13 protein-coding genes are annotated in these 18,123 nt (G+C 69.3%); 11 read left to right on the top strand and 2 right to left on the bottom strand.

The features are described from left to right. The first annotated feature begins 7 nt into the window (after positions 1 to 7). From FZ938_RS19965 to FZ938_RS19915, 11 genes are all read left to right on the top strand, one after another. The gene (locus tag FZ938_RS19965; protein WP_149200188.1) at positions 8 to 790 is read left to right on the top strand and encodes an enoyl-CoA hydratase/isomerase family protein; all 783 of its coding nucleotides are present in this window, start codon (positions 8 to 10) and stop codon (positions 788 to 790) included. A 5-nt stretch (positions 791 to 795) separates the two neighbouring features. Then, on the top strand, positions 796 to 2,814 hold the full coding sequence (locus FZ938_RS19960; RefSeq protein WP_149200187.1) for an acetyl/propionyl/methylcrotonyl-CoA carboxylase subunit alpha: 2,019 nt from the start codon (positions 796 to 798) through the stop codon (positions 2,812 to 2,814). A gap of 2 nt (positions 2,815 to 2,816) precedes the next feature. After that, positions 2,817 to 3,716, top strand: coding sequence for a hydroxymethylglutaryl-CoA lyase (locus FZ938_RS19955; RefSeq protein WP_149200186.1), 900 nt, complete (start codon positions 2,817 to 2,819; stop codon positions 3,714 to 3,716). Positions 3,717 to 4,583: 867 nt separating this feature from the next. Further along, positions 4,584 to 5,336 carry a hypothetical protein gene (locus tag FZ938_RS19950; RefSeq protein WP_149200185.1) on the top strand — a complete coding sequence of 251 codons (753 nt, stop codon included), beginning with the start codon at positions 4,584 to 4,586 and terminating at the stop codon, positions 5,334 to 5,336. Between the two features lie 28 nt (positions 5,337 to 5,364). Then, a complete protein-coding gene (locus FZ938_RS19945) occupies positions 5,365 to 6,189 on the top strand; it encodes a response regulator transcription factor (RefSeq protein ID WP_149200184.1) in 825 nt (274 codons plus the stop codon). After that, entirely contained in the window at positions 6,170 to 7,789 is a 1,620-nt protein-coding gene (locus FZ938_RS19940) for a sensor histidine kinase (RefSeq protein WP_149200183.1), read from the top strand. Before FZ938_RS19945 ends, FZ938_RS19940 begins: the two co-directional genes overlap by 20 nt. A 165-nt stretch (positions 7,790 to 7,954) precedes the next feature. Continuing rightward, positions 7,955 to 8,449, top strand: a complete 495-nt coding sequence (locus FZ938_RS19935; RefSeq protein WP_109075116.1) for a winged helix-turn-helix transcriptional regulator — start codon at positions 7,955 to 7,957, stop codon at positions 8,447 to 8,449. 274 nt (positions 8,450 to 8,723) lie between these two features. Continuing rightward, positions 8,724 to 11,702, top strand: a complete 2,979-nt coding sequence (locus FZ938_RS19930) for a methyl-accepting chemotaxis protein (RefSeq protein ID WP_149200182.1) — start codon at positions 8,724 to 8,726, stop codon at positions 11,700 to 11,702. Positions 11,703 to 12,003: 301 nt separating this feature from the next. Further along, entirely contained in the window at positions 12,004 to 12,792 is a 789-nt protein-coding gene (locus tag FZ938_RS30660; RefSeq protein WP_174757512.1) for a hypothetical protein, read from the top strand. A 105-nt stretch (positions 12,793 to 12,897) separates the two neighbouring features. Then, positions 12,898 to 14,568, top strand: coding sequence for a DUF4852 domain-containing protein (locus FZ938_RS19920; RefSeq protein WP_149200181.1), 1,671 nt, complete (start codon positions 12,898 to 12,900; stop codon positions 14,566 to 14,568). Continuing rightward, on the top strand, positions 14,568 to 15,539 hold the full coding sequence (locus FZ938_RS19915; RefSeq protein ID WP_149200180.1) for a hypothetical protein: 972 nt from the start codon (positions 14,568 to 14,570) through the stop codon (positions 15,537 to 15,539). Before FZ938_RS19920 ends, FZ938_RS19915 begins: the two co-directional genes overlap by 1 nt. Before the next feature lie 37 nt (positions 15,540 to 15,576). On the opposite strand, the gene FZ938_RS19910 is transcribed toward FZ938_RS19915, so the two are convergent. Continuing rightward, positions 15,577 to 16,134 carry a TetR/AcrR family transcriptional regulator gene (locus FZ938_RS19910; protein ID WP_149200179.1) on the bottom strand — a complete coding sequence of 186 codons (558 nt, stop codon included), beginning with the start codon at positions 16,132 to 16,134 and terminating at the stop codon, positions 15,577 to 15,579. 71 nt (positions 16,135 to 16,205) lie between these two features. Continuing rightward, positions 16,206 to 17,963 (bottom strand): AMP-binding protein, encoded by a 1,758-nt coding sequence (locus FZ938_RS19905; protein ID WP_246458019.1) that lies wholly within the window; start codon positions 17,961 to 17,963, stop codon positions 16,206 to 16,208. Positions 17,964 to 18,123: the final 160 nt, after the last annotated feature.

Here is an 18,123-nt window from a genome sequence, read left to right as displayed (position 1 = left end):
GGCGGCCATGAGCGACATTCTGATCGAGGTTGCCGACACCGGCGTCGCCACCGTCACCATGAACCGCGGCGACGTGCACAACGCCTTCAACGAGCAGGTCATCGCCGACCTGACATCCGCCTTCCGACAGGTGGGCGAGGATCCGGCGGTGCGCGTCGTCCTGCTGCGCGGGGTGGGCAAGAGCTTCTCGGCCGGGGCGGATTTGTCCTGGATGAAGAAGATGGCCGGCTACTCCCATGCGGAGAATCTGGCCGATGCCATGGGGCTCGCCACCATGCTGCGCACGCTGGACGAATGCCCGAAGCCGACGGTCGCCGTGGTGCAGGGTCCGGCCTTCGGCGGCGGCGTTGGACTGGTTTCGGCCTGTGACATCGCCATCGGCGTCGAGACCGCGACCTTCGCCCTGTCGGAGGTGCGGCTGGGCATCATCCCCGCCGCCATCAGCCCCTATGTCATCGCCGCCATCGGCGAGCGCGCCTGCCGCCGCTATTTCCTGACCGGCGAACGGTTCAGCGCGGCGGAGGCCCACCGCATCGGCCTGCTGCATGAGCTGACCAATGCCGACGGGCTGGAGGAGGCGGTGGCGAAGACGGTCAAGAACTTGATGGACAGCGCCCCCACGGCGGTCACCGCCGCCAAGGAGCTGATCCGCGCCGTCGCTCGCCGGCCGCTGACCGACGACGTGGTGCGCGACACGGCGGAGCGCATCGCCCGCCAGCGCGCCAGCGCCGAAGGCAAGGAGGGCGTCGGCGCCTTCCTCGACAAACGCACCCCGTCCTGGCGGAGCTGATCCACATGTTCGACAAGATCCTGATCGCCAACCGCGGCGAAATCGCCTGCCGGGTCATCCGCACCGCCCGCCGTCTGGGCATCAAGACCGTCGCCGTCCATTCGGAGGCCGACGCCAAGGCGATGCATGTCCAGATGGCCGACGAGGCCGTCTGCATCGGCCCGGCCCCGGTCGGCGAAAGCTATCTGCGCGGCGAAATCATCCTCGACGTGGCGAAGCGCACGGGTGCCCAGGCCATCCATCCCGGCTATGGCTTCCTGTCGGAGAATGCCGGCTTCGCCGCGGCTTGTGCGGAGGCCGGTGTCGTCTTCATCGGCCCGCCGATCGAGGCGATCCGCGTCATGGGCTCCAAGGCGGAATCCAAGCGGCTGATGGCGAATGCCGACGTGCCGCTGGTGCCGGGCTACCACGGCACCGACCAGGACTTCGCCACCCTGTCGGCGGAGGCCGAGCGCATCGGCTACCCGGTGCTGGTCAAGGCGTCGGCCGGCGGCGGCGGCAAGGGCATGCGCGTGGTGCGCGCGGCGTCCGAACTGGCCGATGCGGTGGCGGGCGCCCAGCGCGAGGCCAAGGCGGCCTTCGGCGACGACAGCCTGCTGCTGGAGAAATATCTCGGCCGGCCGCGCCATGTCGAAATCCAGGTCTTCTGCGACACCCACGGCAACGGCGTCTATCTGTTCGAGCGCGACTGTTCGGTCCAGCGCCGCCACCAGAAGGTGATCGAGGAGGCGCCGGCCCCCAACCTGCCCGACGATCTCCGCCGCCGCATGGGCGAGGCCGCGGTCGCCGCCGCCAAGGCGGTCAACTATGTCGGCGCCGGCACCGTCGAGTTCCTCTATGAGGATGGCGGCTTCTACTTCATCGAGATGAACACCCGCCTGCAGGTGGAGCATCCGGTGACGGAGAAGATCACCGGCCTCGATCTGGTCGAGTGGCAGCTTCGTGTGGCAGCCGGGGCGGAGCTGCCGCTGCGCCAGGAGCAGCTGACCCGTAGGGGCCATGCCTTCGAGGCGCGGCTCTACGCCGAGGATCCGCAGCGCGACTTCCTGCCGGCCATCGGCAAGCTGGTCCGGCTGCGCCCGCCGACCGAGAGCGACCATGTCCGCGTCGACACCGGTGTCCGCGAGGGCGATTCGGTGACGATGTATTACGACCCGATGATCGCCAAGCTGATCGTCTGGGACGAGGACCGCGACAGCGCGCTGCGCCGCCTGCGGGTGGCGCTGGCCGAGTATGAGGTGGTCGGCGTCACCACCAATGTCGGCTTCCTCGGCGCCATCGCCGGCCATCCGGCCTTCAAGGCGGTGGAGATCGACACCGGCTTTATCGAGCGCCACCGCGCCGACCTGCTGCCGCCGCCGGCCCCGGTGGCCGACAAGGCGCTGGCCGCAGCATCCCTGTCGGTGCTGCTGAAGCGCCGGGAGGAGGCTCAGGCGGCCCTGCGTGCCCGTTCCGACCGTTACTCGCCCTGGCTGCTCGCCAATGGCTGGCGGCTGAACGAGGAGAACCATTACGACCTGCGCCTGATGGACGGCGATACGGCGCGCGAGGTGACGCTGCATTTCCGGGCCGCCAATAGCCAGGAGGGCGGCTATGAGGTCGCCGTGGATGGCGGCAGGCCGATGCCGGTCACCGGGGTCAGCCTGATGGATGGCCTGCTGACCGCGACGCTGGACGGCATGCGCACCCGCGCCACCGTGGTCCAGCAGGGGCTGGACATCACCGTGTTGATCGACGGCGCGGTATCGCGCCTGACGCTGGACGACCCCAGCGCCCGCGCGGCGGAGCAGGAGGGCGGCTCCGGCCGTCTGACCGCGCCGATGCCGGGCACCGTGGTCCGCGTGCTGGTTGAGCCGGGCCAGAGCGTCGAGGCCGGCGCGCCGCTGATGCTGCTGGAAGCCATGAAGATGGAGCACACCATCAAGGCCCCGGCCGCCGGCACCGTCAGCGCCGTGAATTTCGCGGCGGGCGATCAGGTGTCGGAAGGCGTCGACCTGCTGGTTCTCGACATCGCGGAGGCCTGACGATGCAGTTGCCGAAATTCGTCCGCATGGTGGAGGTCGGCCCGCGCGACGGCCTCCAGAACGAAAAGTCGATGGTGCCGACGGCGGTGAAGGTGGAGCTGGTGAACCGCCTGTCCGACGCCGGGTTGAGCGTGGTCGAGGCGGCCAGCTTCGTCTCGCCCAAATGGGTGCCGCAGATGGGCGACAGCGCCGACGTGCTGGCCGGCATCGCCCGCAAGCCCGGCGTGCGCTATGCCGCCCTCACCCCGAATCTGAAGGGGCTGGAGGGCGCGCTGGCGGCCAAGGCCGACGAGGTGGCGGTGTTCGGCGCCGCGTCGGAAAGCTTCAGCCAGAAGAACATCAACTGCTCCATCGCCGAGAGCCTGGACCGCTTCGCGCCGGTGATGGAGCAGGCCAAGGCGGTGGGCGTGCCGGTGCGGGGATATGTCTCTTGCGTGCTCGGCTGTCCTTATGAGGGGGAGATCGCGCCGAAGGCGGTGGCGGACGTGGCGGAACGGCTGTTCGCCATGGGCTGCTACGAGATCTCGCTGGGCGACACCATCGGAACCGGCACGCCGACCAAGGCGCAACTGATGATCGCCGCGGTGGCGGAGCGGGTGCCGATGGAGAAGATCGCCGTCCATTTCCACGACACCTACGGGCAGGCTCTGGCCAACATCCTGGCCGCCCTGCAGATGGGCGTGGCGGTGGTCGACAGCTCCGTCGCCGGCCTGGGCGGCTGCCCCTATGCCAAGGGGGCCAGCGGCAACGTGGCGAGCGAGGATGTGCTGTACATGCTGAACGGCCTCGGCATCGAGACCGGGGTGGATTTGGACAAGCTGATTGCGGCCGGAGCGTTCATCAGCGACGCCATCGGCCGCCCAACCGCATCGAAGGTGGCCCGCGCTCGTGGTTGTGCGTGAGGGAATCTTCGGCAACGAAGGGCCGCGCTTCCCAAAGGGGGCGCGGCCCTTTCGTATTTGGGGGCCCATGGCATGCGGACGATCACGGATGGAGAAGCCGCGTCCTGCGTGATTCCGGTAGCCGGATCCCGAAATCACTGGCCACAACGGACATTCTGGCGACTGCGTATTGGAAGGCACATTTGCCGTCGGCGGCAAGGCTCTTCGCATCGTCCGGATATGCGGACCACTAAATTGTACGTACTACAAACTTGACGATCCGGACCGTCCGGCGCATCATCATCGGCGTGATGGATGGTGCCGAAAACGCATTGTTCCCACGACGCCGACCGGACTGAGTGCCGGTCGGAACCACGGCTGGAGTTCCAGTGGCAACGACCCACGGCCGCTAACCGCGCGCCGCCACATGACCTGTTGCCCGTCCGGCTGTTCGGCGGCGGAGCCATACCCGGGTGGCTCCGCCGCCGATTGTTTTTTGGGCATAGGCCCCGATCCGGCAATCCCCGCCATCCTCCCGCCTCATTTCTGTCACGTCCTGTCCCGCTCCGCATTTCACAACGGCGGCAGTCAGCGCGTAATGGATTTTGCCGAATTTCATACCACTTTTGAGCAAAGACACCGGCAACCCCTGCCGGAATCGCTCGAATTTCAAACGAAACTTCCAAAAATATTGATGCGCTTTCGCAAAATGGGGGTATGGGCTGTGGCTTTAACGCGCCATTAACCAGACTGGATTGAGTTTAGGCATATCAGACGCGGCCAACTCCAACCAGCGCGCGAAGTTGACTTCCAGGCTAGATGGAAATGGTTCGTCCCGTGTTAATGCCGATATCTCCGTTTCCCCTTGGATTTGAAAGGCCCGCCCCCATGACCGTGCCGGCAGTCCTCCGCGATGTGGCGCAGTACGGCGCCTACGCCGCCGGCCGGGGCCGACATGCGGGCCTGCTGGTCGCGGTCCTGCTGCTGGCCGGCTGCCCGGCCAACACCGCCGGACCCTGGGGCGGACCGGACGTGACGGCGGCCCGCCCGAACGCCCATCCGGCATCCCCGCCGGTGCCCAAGCCCAAGCCGGTCCGGAAGCTCCCCGACGCCGCCACGCTGGCGCCCGCCCTGCCGATGCCGCAGCCGGGGCCGCCGGTGACCGCCGGGGAACTGACCGCCGGCAAGCTGACCGCCGATCAGGCCACCACCCATCTGGCGGCCATCGGATCCGACATCGCCACCCAGGCGGCGATGCCGCCTAACGCCACCCAGGCGGCGACACCGTCTAACGCCGCCCAGGCGGCGGCACCGCCGACGGGGGGCACGCCCACCCAACCCGCAACCACCAACGCCGACCCCGACAGCCTTGTCGGGCTGGACGAAGTCCAGACGCTCAAACTCCTGGGGTCCCCCGTTGCACGGGAAGAGGCGCCTCCCGCCAAGATCTGGCGGTATGCCAAGGGCGATTGCACCCTCAAGGTGTTCTTCTTCATGGATATGACCTCGTCCCAGGACTTCCGCGCCCTCTCCTACGATATGAAGAGCAGCCAAAATGTCCCTGACGCCGACCACCGATGCTTCGCCCAACTCCTCGCTCAAGCTGACGCAGGGCGCCCTGTCCGCGCCGGGATTCAGTAAGGCGGAGTCGAACAAGGGAATGTCCGCAATGACCGATCCGACCATTGCCCGCATCGCTCTGGTGGACGACGACGACCTGTTCCGTGAGTCGCTGAGCCTCAACCTCGGCGACGAGGGGTACGAGGTCATCACCTTCGACCGCGGCGAACCGGCGCTCGACTTCTTCGCCGAAGGCGGGTCGGTCGACATCGTCCTCCTGGACTGGCGCATGCCCAAGCTGGACGGCATCGACGTGCTGCGCCAGATGCGCGCCCGCGGCATCGCCACGCCGGTCATCTTCCTGACCGTGCTGTCCGACCAGATTTATGAAGAGGCCGCCCTGGCCGGCGGCGCGCTGGACTTCGTCGAGAAGTCGCGCAGCCTGTCGATCCTGCTGAAGCGCATGCGCCTGATCCTGGACGGGATCAAGGGCGACGCCACCAAGGGCGCCGACGATGCGGAGACCGGCGGCACCAGCACCAGCCATCGCCTTGGCGAGCTGGAGCTGCGCCTGGACAACAGCCGCGCCTTCTGGAAGGGCAAGCGCATCGACCTGACGCTGACCGAGTTCAACATCGTCAAGCTGATGTCGACCCGCCCGGAAGAGGACGTGTCCTACCGCGAGATCTACGACCTCGTCCACGGCAAGGGCTTCGTCGCCGGTTACGGCCCGTCGGGCTACCGCGCCAACGTCCGCGCCTTCATCAAGCGCATCCGCCAGAAGTTCCGGTCGGTCGACGCGACCTTCGCCTGCATCGAGAACTATCCGGGCTTCGGCTACCGCTGGGGCAAGGGCGAGAACGCGGCCAACCAGGGCCGCGACGAGGATGGTATCGGCGAGGATATGTTGATCGATGGCGCTGCTGCCGATTGACCTCGCGATGCGGGCGCCCCGACGGGCGTCCGCCCGCCTGCTCTGGCTCTGGCGCTCGATGGCGAGCCGCCTGGTGCTGCTCACCCTTGTCTTCATCGCAGTGCCGGTCCTGCTCTATGACCAGTTCCAGCGCGCCGACGAGGCGTCGCAGCAGCTTCTGCTGAAAAGCGCCCAGCGCCAGGGCGAGCTGATCGCCCGCGCGCTGGAGCCCGAACTGCTGGGCGTCGACCGCACCGCCCTTCCCAGCCTGAGCATCGCGCTCGCCCGTTATGGCGACGACCGCACGCGGCTGAAGCTGCTGGTGCGCCCGCGCGTGGCAGCATCCGGCGCCGCCACCACCCCGTCCGGGGCCAAGGCCGGGCCGGAGCCCTTCTTCTACGTCGCCGCGGCGCCCAGCCTGTCCACCGCCGACATCGACGCCGAACGGCGCCTGCTGCTCGAACAGGGTGTGCTGGACCGGCTGGGGTCGAGCTGCGCCGGCAATTCGACGCTGGCGATGCGCGTCCCCCATCTGGAAGGCGGGGAGGAGGTGCTGTCCTCCATCACCCCGATCAAGACCAGCTTCGGCTGCTGGGCGCTGGTGACCAGCCACGCGACGGAAGCCTACATCTCCTCCTCCATCGGCCGCCCATACTGGAGCACGCCGGCGGTCCAGGCCGCCGCCGCGATCTATCTGGCGATGGCCGCCCTGGTGCTGGCGGTGCTGGCCGGCATCTGGCGCAACCTGAACCGCTTCGGCGATCTGGCCCGCCGCATCGTCGGCGGCGACGACACGCCCGAGCGCGAGGACCGCGACGCCTCCTTCGCCGCGCGCAACACCGTGCCGGAACTGGCCGGCGTGGCCGAGGATTTCGACCGGCTGGTCGCCACGCTGCGCGACAGCGCCCAATCGCTGCGCCGTGCCGCCGAGGACAACGCCCACGCCTTCAAGACGCCGATCGCCGTGATCCGCCAGTCGGTGGAGCCGCTGCGCCGCGCCCTGCCGGCGGAGAACGCCCGCAGCCAGCGCGCCCTGACGATGATCGAGAAGTCGCTGGACAAGCTGGACGGGCTGGTGTCCTTCGCCCGCCGCATGGACGAGGCGGCGGCCGACCTGCTGGCCCCGTCGCGCCGCCGCGTCGACCTTTCGTCGCTGGTGGAGCGGATGGCCGGCGGCTATACCGGGCTGCTGGCCGAACGCCGCCTGCACATGCGCTCGCGCATCGATGCCGGGCTGGTGGTGCGGGCCAGCGAGGAGACGCTGGAGACCATCGTCGAGAATCTGGTGGAGAACGCCGTCAGCTTCTCGCCGCCCGACGGGACGGTCAGCGTCCGCCTGACCCGTACGGGGGCCTGGGCGGAGCTGGTGGTGGATGACGAAGGACCGGGCGTCGATCCCGCCAACCTGGACCGCATCTTCGAACGCTATTTCTCCCACCGCGAACCCGGCCGCGGCATGCCGGAGGACGAGGCGGCGGCGCATCAGGCCGGCGCGGCGCATTTCGGCATCGGCCTGTGGATCGTCCGGCGCAACATCGAGGCGTTCGGCGGCCGTGTCCGCGCCGAGAACCGCCCGACCGGCGGCCTGCGCATGACGGTGGCCCTGCCGCTGGCGGCCTGATCGGCGTTCAGGGTGACATCTGGGGCGACATCCGGGGCGGCATCCGGAACGAACGGGCTTCGGATCGGCGGCGTCTTCGCCGCTCCGGCTATGGTCCGGCATGGCCTGATCCCGTTTTTTCCGTTAGGATCGTGGCCGCCAGCCGAACAGCATTCCGAGCCGCCGATGGACCGCAACCTCGATTCCACCGACATCAAGATCCTGCGCGAACTGCAGGATGACGGCCGCCTCAGCAATGTGGAACTGGCCCGCCGCATCAACCTCAGCCCGGCCGCCTGCCTGGAGCGGGTGAAGCGGCTGCAGGCCGACGGCATCATCCAGCGCTATGTCGCGCTGCTCGACCCGCACCGGCTGGAAGCGGGGATGCTGGTCTTCGTCGAGGTGGTGCTGGACCGCACGACACCCGATAACTTCGACGACTTCAAGGCCACCGTGCTGCGCATGCCGCAGATCATGGAATGCCACATGGTCGCCGGCGGCTTCGACTATCTGGTCAAGGCCCGCGTGCGCGACATGAACGAATACCGCCTGTTCCTGGGCGAATTGCTGTCCACCGCCCGCGGCGTGCGGGAAACCCACACCTACGCCGTGATGGAAGAGGTGAAGAGCGTCACCGCCATCCCGCTGGACGGGCTGTCCAACGGGTCGTTGCGTGGATGAATGGTCAGACAGCAAAGCATTTTCCAAATTGCATAATACTTTGGGGCCAGTCCGCTTTTCCGGACGCATTTTGCGACGAGCGGAGCTGCCCGATTTCGCGCCACTGGTGCAATCCGACACAAAATTCGTTCGTTGTCTGACAAACTGACGCGGCACACCGCTTGCAGCAAAAGGTCCGGTCCGGGGGGCGACCGATCCGGCCGTCCGGCGGCTTTCGTTTCGCTCCGAGTCCCGGCCGTATCATTCGTGACCTTGGCTGGAGCGGAGCCGCCTAATGCGCGTCAACACACCGATCACCGACCGGGAAGTCCATCTGACCGAGGGGGTTCCCCTGGTGTCCCGCACCGACACCGGCGGGCGCATCACCTTCGTGAACCAGGCCTTCGTCGAGATCAGCGGCTTTGACGAACATGAGCTGATCGGCGCGCCCCACAATCTCGTTCGCCACCCCCACATGCCGAAGGAGGCCTTCGCCGACCTGTGGGCGACGGTGAAGACCGGACGGCCCTGGGAAGGGCTGGTGAAGAACCGGACCAAGGGCGGCGATTACTATTGGGTGCGGGCCAACGTCACCCCGGTGGTCGAGAACGGCGCCGTCACCGGCTATATCTCGATCCGCTCCAAGCCTGCGCGCGAGGATGTCGCGGCGGCCGAGGCGCTGTATGCGGAGATGCGCGACGGCCGCGCCGCGCTGGCGCTGGCGGAAGGCGCCCTGGTGCGGAAGAACCGTGCCGGCCGCGCCGCTGCCTTTGCCTGGGCCAGCCTGTCGGGGCGCTTGGCTGCGGTGTTCGCACTGCTGATCCTGGCGGTTCTGCTGGCCGGCTGGCTCGGCCTGGACGGCATGGCAGATTCCAACCGATCACTGCGCACCGTGTATGAGGATCGTACGGTTCCCGCCTATCAGATCGGCGCCATCCAGAACCTCGCGCGCGACAGCCGGCAGCGGCTGACCGACCTCGCCGCCGACCTGCGGGCGGGAAGCGGCGCCGGCGACCTCGCCGCAGTGGAGGCTGCGGTGGAGAGGGACGTGGCGGACAACGCCGCGGCGATGCGGCGCCTGCTGGCCGACTACCTGGCGACCTACCTGACCCCGGAGGAAGCCGTCCTCGCCGAGAAATTCAAGCCGCTGGTCGGGACCTATCTGCAAGGCGGGATCGGCCCGGCGCTGGCGCTGGCCAAGCAGAAGGATGCCGCCGGGCTGGACGCCCATCTGCGCAGCGCCGTCCGCCCGGCCTTCGCCGATCTGCGCCGGGTGTCCGACGCTCTGCTGGAGCTTCAGATCCGGGTCGCGCGGGAAGAGTTCGACAAGGCGGAACGGGATTACGGACGCCGCGTCGTCCAGGTCGCCGTGGCGATGTTGCTGAGCGCCCTGCTCGCCGCCCTGTTCGGCTGGGCGATCCTGCGCATGGTGCGCCGCCCGCTGGTGGTGCTGGAACGGACCTTCGAACGCATCGCCCGCGGCGCCCTGACCGACCCGATGCCGGCCGTCGGCGTCCCGGAGTTCCGCCGCGTGGCGTCGGAGCTGAACGCCATGAAGGCGAAGCTGGCCTATGGCATCCATGAGAAGCACGAGACCGAACTGCGCCAGAAGGCGCTGACCCGTCAGGCCCTGCTGGAAACCTGCAAATCGATCGAGAGCGATCTGGACTCCACCTGGATCGGGGTGGAACTGGCCAGCAACCGCGCCGGCGACGGCATCCGCCACCTGATGCAGTCTCTGGGCGTGGTGCGGGAGAACACGGTGGTGGTGTCGGCCGCCTCCGAACAGGCCAGCGCCAACGCCCAGTCGGTCGCCGCCGCGACGGAGGAGCTGAACTCCGCCGGGCACGAGATCGCCCGTCAGGCGGCGCGCTCCAGCGAGGTGGCGCGGCGCGCGGTGGACAGCGCCCGCAGCTCCGCCACCGCCATCGGCCAGATGGAGGTCGCGACGGAGGAGATCGCCAAGGTCGCCAACCTGATCAACTCCATCGCCGGCCAGACCAATCTGCTGGCGCTGAACGCCACCATCGAGGCGGCGCGGGCGGGAGAGGCCGGCAAGGGCTTCGCCGTCGTCGCCAGCGAGGTCAAGACGCTGGCCAATCAGACGGCGAAGGCGACCGAGGACATCGCCCGCCAGATCGAGCAGCTGAAACAGGCGGTGGGCGGCAGCGTCACCGCGATCCAGACCGTCATCTCGGTGATCGAGGAGATCGACGAGGCCGCCGCCGCCACCGCCGCCGCGGTGGAGGAGCAGTCGGCCGCCAACGCCGAGATCGGGCGCAGCGCCACCAACTCGGCCGGTGGCGCCTCCCAGGTGTCGGGCAGCGTGCTGCACATCCGCGACCAGACCGACGAGATCACCGGCATCGCCACCGACGTCAGCCGCCGCATGACCGATACCCAGGGCGCGGTGGCCGACCTGAAGCGCCGGCTTGTCATCGCGCTGCGCCAGTCGGTGGCGGGCGACCGCCGCGTCTCCGACCGCATCCCGTGCGAGGAGCCGATCGGCCTGGCCGTTGCCGGCGACCACCGCACCGTCACCATGCTCGACCTGTCGCTGGACGGCCTGCTGGTGGAGAGCAAGGGGCTACCGGAACTGGCCGAGCAGACGCGGCTGATCGTGACGCTACGCGACGTCGGCGACCTGCCGGCCATCGTCGCCGGCACCAGCGACCTTGGCCTGCATCTGGCTTTCGACGAGCTGTCGGACGCGCAAACCGACCGGCTGCAGCGTGCCTACACCGCGATGATCGAGGCGGATTCGTCCATCATCCGCACCGTGCAGGACACCGCGGCGGCCTTGGGCAAGGCGCTGGACGGCGCGCTGTCCAACGGCAGCATCGGCGAGGAGGCGCTGTTCTCGACGGAGCTGTCAACCATTCCCGGCACCGAGCCGGAACAGTGCCTCGCCCCCTTCACCGAGCTGACCGACCGGCTGTTCCCGGCGATCCAGGAGCCGGTCCTGGCCTCCAACCCGCGCTTCCAGTTCTGTGCCGCGGTCAACGCCATCGGCTATCTGCCGACCCACAACGCCCGCTATTCCGAGCCGCAGCGGCCGGGTGACGCCGCCTGGAACGCCGCCCATTGCCGCAACCGCCGCGTCTTCGCCGACCGCTCCGGCCTTGCTGCCGCCCGCAACACCCGCCCGTTCCTGCTGCAGGCCTACCGTCGCGACATGGGCGGCGGCCAGATGGTGCGCCTGAAGGAGATCGACGCGCCGATCGTCGTGCGCGGCCGTCACTGGGGCAATCTGCGGCTGGCCTTTATGCCGTAGGCGCCCCAGGGCGCGAGGCAAGTGTCCGGGCGGCCGCGTGGCTGCGGGAATTGACCGAACTTGCGACATTGGGACGCATTTTGGCCGGCAAGATTGCTTTTGACTAACGGGATTGCATTTCGCACCATCCGCAAGTTGCGGAAATAATTGAAGAATAAGTTATGAATTGAGTGGGACCATTCCCGCAGGGTCAGGAGCCGGCCTTGTCCGCCACGGAGGGGGCCTTCCCCTTCAACCGGCCATCCTGCCGCACCCGCCACCCGCTCCCGATTTGACCGGGCCTGTCCCGGAAGGACACGCGATGCCGATCAGCACCGCCGGCCGTGCCGGCATTCTTCTCGCCCTTGCCTGCAGCCTTCCGCTGCTGGCGTCCTGCCAGACCGGCCGCGGCCCCGTCTACCCGAGCAATTTCGTGCCGACGGCCATCTATGCCCAGCAGCGCGGCTGGCTGGTCGAGCGCTACACCCCGACCAATCCCGGCGCCGTGCCCTATTGCGTCGCGTCGAAGCAGTCGCCCGCCCAGGAGCTGGCCTTCATCGCCACCCGGAGCAACACCGGTCTGGCGATGAACAAGACGGGCGTGCCGGTGATGGCGGGGGCGGCCTATCCGATCGAAGTCGTGTTCGACAGCGGCAACATCCATCATGTGCAGGCGAGGCCGGGCGGATTCGGCATGCTGATCGCGCCGCTCGGCGGGCCGGACGTCGGGTCGGTGCTGTCCCGCTTCGCCTCGGCGGACACGGTGGCGCTGGCGGTGCCGGGGCTCGGTATCCGCAAGCTGTACGAGCTGGACGGGTCGAGCTGGGCCATCGGCAAGCTGGCCGAGTGCATCGGCGCGCCGTCGCGGCCCAAGCATGCGCCAAAGCCGACGCCCGGACCGGCGCAGCCCGGCCCCTCCGCGCCGGGCAAGGCGCCATCCGCCGGCCCCGCCCCGCAATTGGAACCCATCGCGCCCCAGACGCCCGCGCCCGCCTACAGCCCGGCCCCGCCCCAGTCGGCGCCCCCGGCTCCGGCAGCCCCGGCCAGCGGCGGCATCGACCTCGACATGCAGATCGACCAGCCCATCGATCTCGACGAACCGAAGCGCTGATCGGTCCGCCCGCCGGACGGCGGCCTTGCCCGAACTCGCGGAAATACGCCTGACCCGGACGCCGCCCCTTCGCGGGCGGCGACGGACATGCAGTGGGGATGTCTCGTGAAACAGCTTTTGATTCCGCCCCTGGCGCTCGGCCTGCTGCTCTCGCTCGCCCCCGCGGCGGGTGCGGCGGAAGACGGCCGGCGCCTTGCCTTCTCCGGAGCCCTGAAGGTCGAGGTCTTCGCCGACGGACCGTCCTGGTGCGCCGACCGCGCCGCGTTGAAGGTGGTGGCGGAAGATAGAGGGTTGTTCGCGACGGACGGTTTCACATCGCTGGTGCGCCGCATCGGTTCCGTGGTTCTGTCGAAGGAATGCCCGGCCGCCGGCCGCGCCGCGCTCGTCGGGGTGGAGAAGGCCAGCGGCGCCGTGGTCTGGCGGGGCGAGGCCGCCGCGGCCAGCGACTGGACGGTGGTCGCCGCCGCCCCGGCCGCCCCCGCGCCGGTGCTGCAGCCGGCGCCCCAATCGGCACCCCAATCGGCATCCCAGCCCGCGCCTGCCCCCGCACCGGCCTCCGTCGCGGCACTTGCTCCGGCTCCGGCTCCGGCACTGGCGCCCACGCCGCCTTCCCAGCCGGTCCTTGAGATCGGCAGGAACTATCCCGGCATGCTTCTGCTTCTGCTGCGCCGGAACGCGGCGCTGGCGGAGGACAACGGAACCCTGGCCTGGTGGGCCGGACATCGGTTCAACCGCGAGTTCCAGCAGGTCCGCTACCAGGAATTCAAGCTCCAGCCCCTGCTGGAACGGGCCAGGGCCGATCTGTTCACAGAGATGAGCCGTGCCGATCCCGACCGGGTGACCATCGTCTACCGCACCGAATTCCAGGCCTACGACTTCGCCACCCAGCGGTTCCCGGTCACGCAGAAGTCCACCTCGCTGTCCGTCCAGCCCAGCTGGTGCTGCACCGACTCCAAGCTGCCGAACAACATCACCGTCGAGATCGACGGGCTCGACGCGATCACCGGCATTCCGATGGACCGGTCGGCGGCCCAGTCCTTCGCCGAGGGCCGCACCCGCTACGGGTCGGTCGACCGCACGCTGATGATCGGGGCGACGCTGAAGATCGACCCGGCCGGCGTCAAGGTCGACAACTGGCGCGGAGCGACGGCCAAGGCGAAGCTGGAGAGCGCCGTCATCTATGCCGACCGCGAGGCCACCAGCGTGCTGTACCGCCTGGACGAGCGGACGCTCGCCGGCCTGTTTGCCGAGCGGGACGCCCGCAAGGCCGCTGCCGCCAAGGCGGAGCAGGAACGCCAGCGCGAACAGGAGCGCCAGCGGATGGCCGCCCAGCGCGAGCAGAACATCAGCATACTGGCCTCCCTGCCGCCCGGCGCCCGCCTTGCCAACCTGATGCAGCCCGGCGGGATCGCGTATGGCGCCCGGCTGGACACCCTGCGCGCCGCGCGCACCGACGCCGTGCTGCAGGGCGGGGCGGTTCCCGTCACCATGCTGATCCAGGCCGGATCGGACGGGCGCAGCGCCGTCGCCACCCGCTGGCCCGGCAAGCTGCAGGTCACCGTGCCGGAGGCGGGACCGGCGCTGAAGGCCGACGGCTGGTACGTGGTCCGCGGCGCGCTGTCGGTCGCCGACGGCGACGACGCGCTGCCGCCGGCCAAGCTGGAGGCTGCTGTCGTCCATGCCTGCGGCAAGGCGGAATGCGCCGATGCGGCCGATCCCGTCTTCATCGTCGACCAGAAGCTCGCCGCAGCGGGCCTGTCCAAGGGAGCCCCGTGATGAAAGTCAGCAACAAGGTCGCCTCGGCGCTCGTCCTCGGCGCCCTGGTCGTAGTCGGCGGCGGCTGGACCCTGGCGAAGCGGCACGCCACCGCCCAGGCCCGCGATCTGGTCGACGGCTTCCTGATCCGTGAGGGGCTGAACGGCCGGATCAACTATGCCGATTTGTCGGCTTCGCCCTTCGGGTCGGTCAGCCTGCAGGGGGTGACGGTCACCCTGTCGCCCGACGCCTTGGTCCGCGCCGCCAGCGTGGACGTGTCCGACATCGCCCTGCAGAACGGCGAGATTCGCAAGGCCCGCCTGTCGGCCAGCGGTGCCGACGTGCCCGTCCTGGCGATGGCGCGGGCCGACCGCTACAACCACGCCCTGCGCGACATGGTCAGCCTCGGCTACACCAGCCTGCGCGGCGACGTCTCGCTGGCGCTGGATTATGACGACCAGCGGCAGTCGCTGTCCCTGGAGACCAGCGGCACCGTGCGGGATGCCGGCGGCTGGAGCGCGCGGCTGCGGATGGAGGGGATCGACCCGGCGATGGTGGCGACCGCCCGCCGACTGGCCTCCGGCAATTTCAACCCGCTGGAGCTGATGGGCGCCGCCGCGCAGAACATGGACATGCTGTTCCGCCTCGCCCTGGCCGAGGCCGACGTTACGGTCGACAACAGCGGCATCCGGCGCCGCGAGCGCGAGATCGTGGCGACCGATGTTCCGCAGAAGCAGGACCCGTCGGCCCGGCAGGCGGCGCCGCTGGACCCCACCGCGCTGATCCGCGCCGGCATGGCGCCGGAAGCGGCGCGGACGTCGGCCGCCGCCGTGGATGCCTGGGCGAAGGACGGCGGCAAGCTGCGGGTGGCGACCGGCCTGACCCGGCCGATGCCGGTGTTCAAGCGGGGCGCGGGCTTCGCGCCGATCCTGCCCGCCTTCGACAGCCCGGAAGGCTTCCTGGCCGTCACCAAGGCGACGATCAGCAACTGACCGAGGCCGGCCGGGCCGGGCGGGAGCGCCCGCCCGGTCAGGCCGCCGGCACCAGCACGTCGGCGCAGATCGCCCGCACCACCTCGGCGCGGTCGGCGGCTGCACCGGGGGCGAGAAGGCCCTGGCCGAAGGCGAAGGCGTAGAACAGGTAGGCGCGGGCGAAAGCCTGGTCGGGGGGCAGGTCCAGTGCCACGAACAGGCCGGCGACGCTGTGCAGGCGCTCGCGGTCGACCTCGGCGATCACGCTTTCCGCCTCGGGATCGCGACGGGCCCAGTCGCGCACCGCCAGTTCTATCGCCATGCCCCGCGGCTTGCTGCCGCCATAGAGCGCCAGCAGGTCGCGCAGCTGTTGCGCCGGCTCGCGGCCGTCCAGCCGGGTCTGTTCCTTGATGGCGGCGATGCGGCCCGTCTTCCAACTGTCCAGCAGGGCGTTCATCAGGTCGGTGCGGTCGCGGAAATGCCAATAGAAGCTGCCCTTGGTCACCTTCAGGGCCTTGGCCAGCACCTCCACCCGCACCTTGTCGACGCCGCCTTCGGCCAGTGCCGCGAAGGCGGCGGCCAGCCAGGATTCGCGGTTCTTCGTCTTGGATTCCATACCCGTCCTTCGCGCTTTCCCGGCTGCCGCATCCTTGGAGGCGATCTATACCCGAAAAGGAGGGCCGCTGACTATTCGCCCTGCTGCATCTGGATCGCGTCGGATGCCCGGCCGCGATAATGGATGTTGCCGTCGGCATCGAGGAAGGCGCGGTCGCCGGTCAGGTAATAGCGCCGGCCGTGGCGGAAGCGCCGGGCGGTGCGTTCCGGGTTGTTGGCGTAGGATTCGAACCAGAACAGCGGGGAATGGTCGACGTCGATGGCGATCTCGCCGGCGCCGCCCACCGGCGCCTCGCGCCCGTCGGGGTCGAGGATGACGACGCGGAAGCCCGGCATCGGCCGGCCGAGCGAGCCGCTGGGCGGCTGGACCGCATCGCCGTCTTCCGGCGCGTCGGAGTCGTAACGGCCGATGCCGTCGGGGTCGTAGCGGTTCACGATGAAGATGCCGGTCTCGCGCTGGCCATACTGGTCGAGCAGCGGGACCTTCACCGTCCGGTTGGCCCAGGCGATCAGGTCGGGCGGCAGCGGCTCGCCCACCACCGACAGGATGCGCAGGGCGAACTGGTGCGAAACGCCGGGGTCGGCGCCGTGCCACGCGCGGATCTGCGAGGGCGCCGCGGTCAGGTTGGTCACGCCGAACTTGGTCAGCATCCGGTAGCCCTGCCGCACGTCGTAGGGACCGTCGCAGAAGATCGTCGTCCGCCCCAGCAGCAGCGGCCCGACCAGACCGTAATAGGCGCCATAGGCCCAGCCGGGATCGGCCATGTTCCAATAGATGTCGTCGTCGCGCAGGTCGAGGCCGATGCGCATGTACTGCTCGATCCCCGACAGCGCCTTGACCGGCAGCGACACGCCGAGCGGAGTCGGTTCCGATTCCGACGTGTAGATCAGGGCGAAGGCGTCGCCCTCGCGGTAGCGCGCCACTTCGGCCAGCGGGGCTGCCTCGTGCAGCGACGACCAGAAGGGCACTGCGTCGGGACCGAAGGCCTCGTCGCCCTCCACCGTCACCACCGGCCGGGTGTTGTCGCGCGGCACCTTGCGACGCAGGAAGCCGTTGGTGACGATGGCGCGCGCGTCGCTGTCGGCCAGCCGGTAGGCGACGGCAGAAGCGGTGTAGGTGGTGAACAGCGGCATATAGACGCCGCCCAACCGCCAGATTGCCAGCGCCGTGATCAACAGCTCCGGCCCCTTGGGCAGCAGCACCGCCACCCGGTCGCCCGGCCCCACCCCCATGCCGGCCAGCACCGCGGCGAAACGCGCCGAATCGCGGGCCAGCCGGGCGAAGCTCAGCTCCGTCGTCTGGCCGGCCACGCTCTCATGCAGCAGCGCCGCCCGCGCGCCGTCGGCGGCGCGGACATGGCGGTCGCACAGCAGCGTCGCCAGCGCGATGGAATCGCCGCGATATTCCGCACGCAGGAAGGCTGACGGCCGCACCATCAGGGCGGGCGGCGAGGGCAGCGCCGGCGGGGGAGATGCCGCCTCCGGCGGCTGGGGCAGGGCGGGGGAGGGGAGCGGGGCGGCAGGGGGAGGCGCAGGGGGGCGGTGGCGCAGCGCCGCCAGATCGCCGAGCGCCACCAGATCGGGACCCAGGTGATAGCGCTTGCTGCGGGCGTCCTGCTCCACCAGCCCCTCGCGTGCCAGCGCCATCAGCAGCCGGTGGGCGGTCGCCTTCGACAGCCCGACCCCCATCATCAGGTCGGCCAGCCGCGCGCCGTCGCTTTCGGCGTCGGCGACCGCGCGCAGCAGGGCGATGGCGCGCTCCAGGCTCTGGGTGCCGCCCGCCGCGTTGGGAGCGGTCGGGGAGGGGGCGATGTCGGCTGGGCTGTTCATGAGGTCCATCATATGGACCGTGCGGCGCCTTATCGCAACAAAAAACATGCATTGGCGGAATGTCAGTGTTGAAAACAGACGGAGGCCCGGTATATAGTGCGGAAGTTGCTCATGAAACGGTCCACAATATGGACCCCGCCGGCCCCCAAGAGCCGGATCG

It is taken from the genome of Azospirillum oryzae (assembly GCF_008364795.1).
In the GTDB taxonomy this organism is placed as follows: Bacteria; Pseudomonadota; Alphaproteobacteria; order Azospirillales; family Azospirillaceae; genus Azospirillum; species Azospirillum oryzae.
Note: the sequence above shows the minus strand (reverse complement) of the source record. Positions and strands in the feature narration are given on the sequence as shown.

What these genes read in the sequence shown, in the direction of transcription:
- FZ938_RS19965 (WP_149200188.1), top strand. Translation starts at nt 8, where the DNA reads ATGAGCGACATTCTGATCGAGGTTGCCGACACCGGCGTCGCCACCGTC.
- FZ938_RS19910 (WP_149200179.1), bottom strand. Translation starts at nt 16,134, where the DNA reads ATGGAATCCAAGACGAAGAACCGCGAATCCTGGCTGGCCGCCGCCTTC.
- FZ938_RS19945 (WP_149200184.1), top strand. Translation starts at nt 5,365, where the DNA reads ATGACCGATCCGACCATTGCCCGCATCGCTCTGGTGGACGACGACGAC.
- FZ938_RS19930 (WP_149200182.1), top strand. Translation starts at nt 8,724, where the DNA reads ATGCGCGTCAACACACCGATCACCGACCGGGAAGTCCATCTGACCGAG.
- FZ938_RS19905 (WP_246458019.1), bottom strand. Translation starts at nt 17,963, where the DNA reads ATGAACAGCCCAGCCGACATCGCCCCCTCCCCGACCGCTCCCAACGCG.
- FZ938_RS19915 (WP_149200180.1), top strand. Translation starts at nt 14,568, where the DNA reads ATGAAAGTCAGCAACAAGGTCGCCTCGGCGCTCGTCCTCGGCGCCCTG.
- FZ938_RS19950 (WP_149200185.1), top strand. Translation starts at nt 4,584, where the DNA reads ATGACCGTGCCGGCAGTCCTCCGCGATGTGGCGCAGTACGGCGCCTAC.
- FZ938_RS19940 (WP_149200183.1), top strand. Translation starts at nt 6,170, where the DNA reads ATGGCGCTGCTGCCGATTGACCTCGCGATGCGGGCGCCCCGACGGGCG.
- FZ938_RS19955 (WP_149200186.1), top strand. Translation starts at nt 2,817, where the DNA reads ATGCAGTTGCCGAAATTCGTCCGCATGGTGGAGGTCGGCCCGCGCGAC.
- FZ938_RS30660 (WP_174757512.1), top strand. Translation starts at nt 12,004, where the DNA reads ATGCCGATCAGCACCGCCGGCCGTGCCGGCATTCTTCTCGCCCTTGCC.
- FZ938_RS19960 (WP_149200187.1), top strand. Translation starts at nt 796, where the DNA reads ATGTTCGACAAGATCCTGATCGCCAACCGCGGCGAAATCGCCTGCCGG.
- FZ938_RS19935 (WP_109075116.1), top strand. Translation starts at nt 7,955, where the DNA reads ATGGACCGCAACCTCGATTCCACCGACATCAAGATCCTGCGCGAACTG.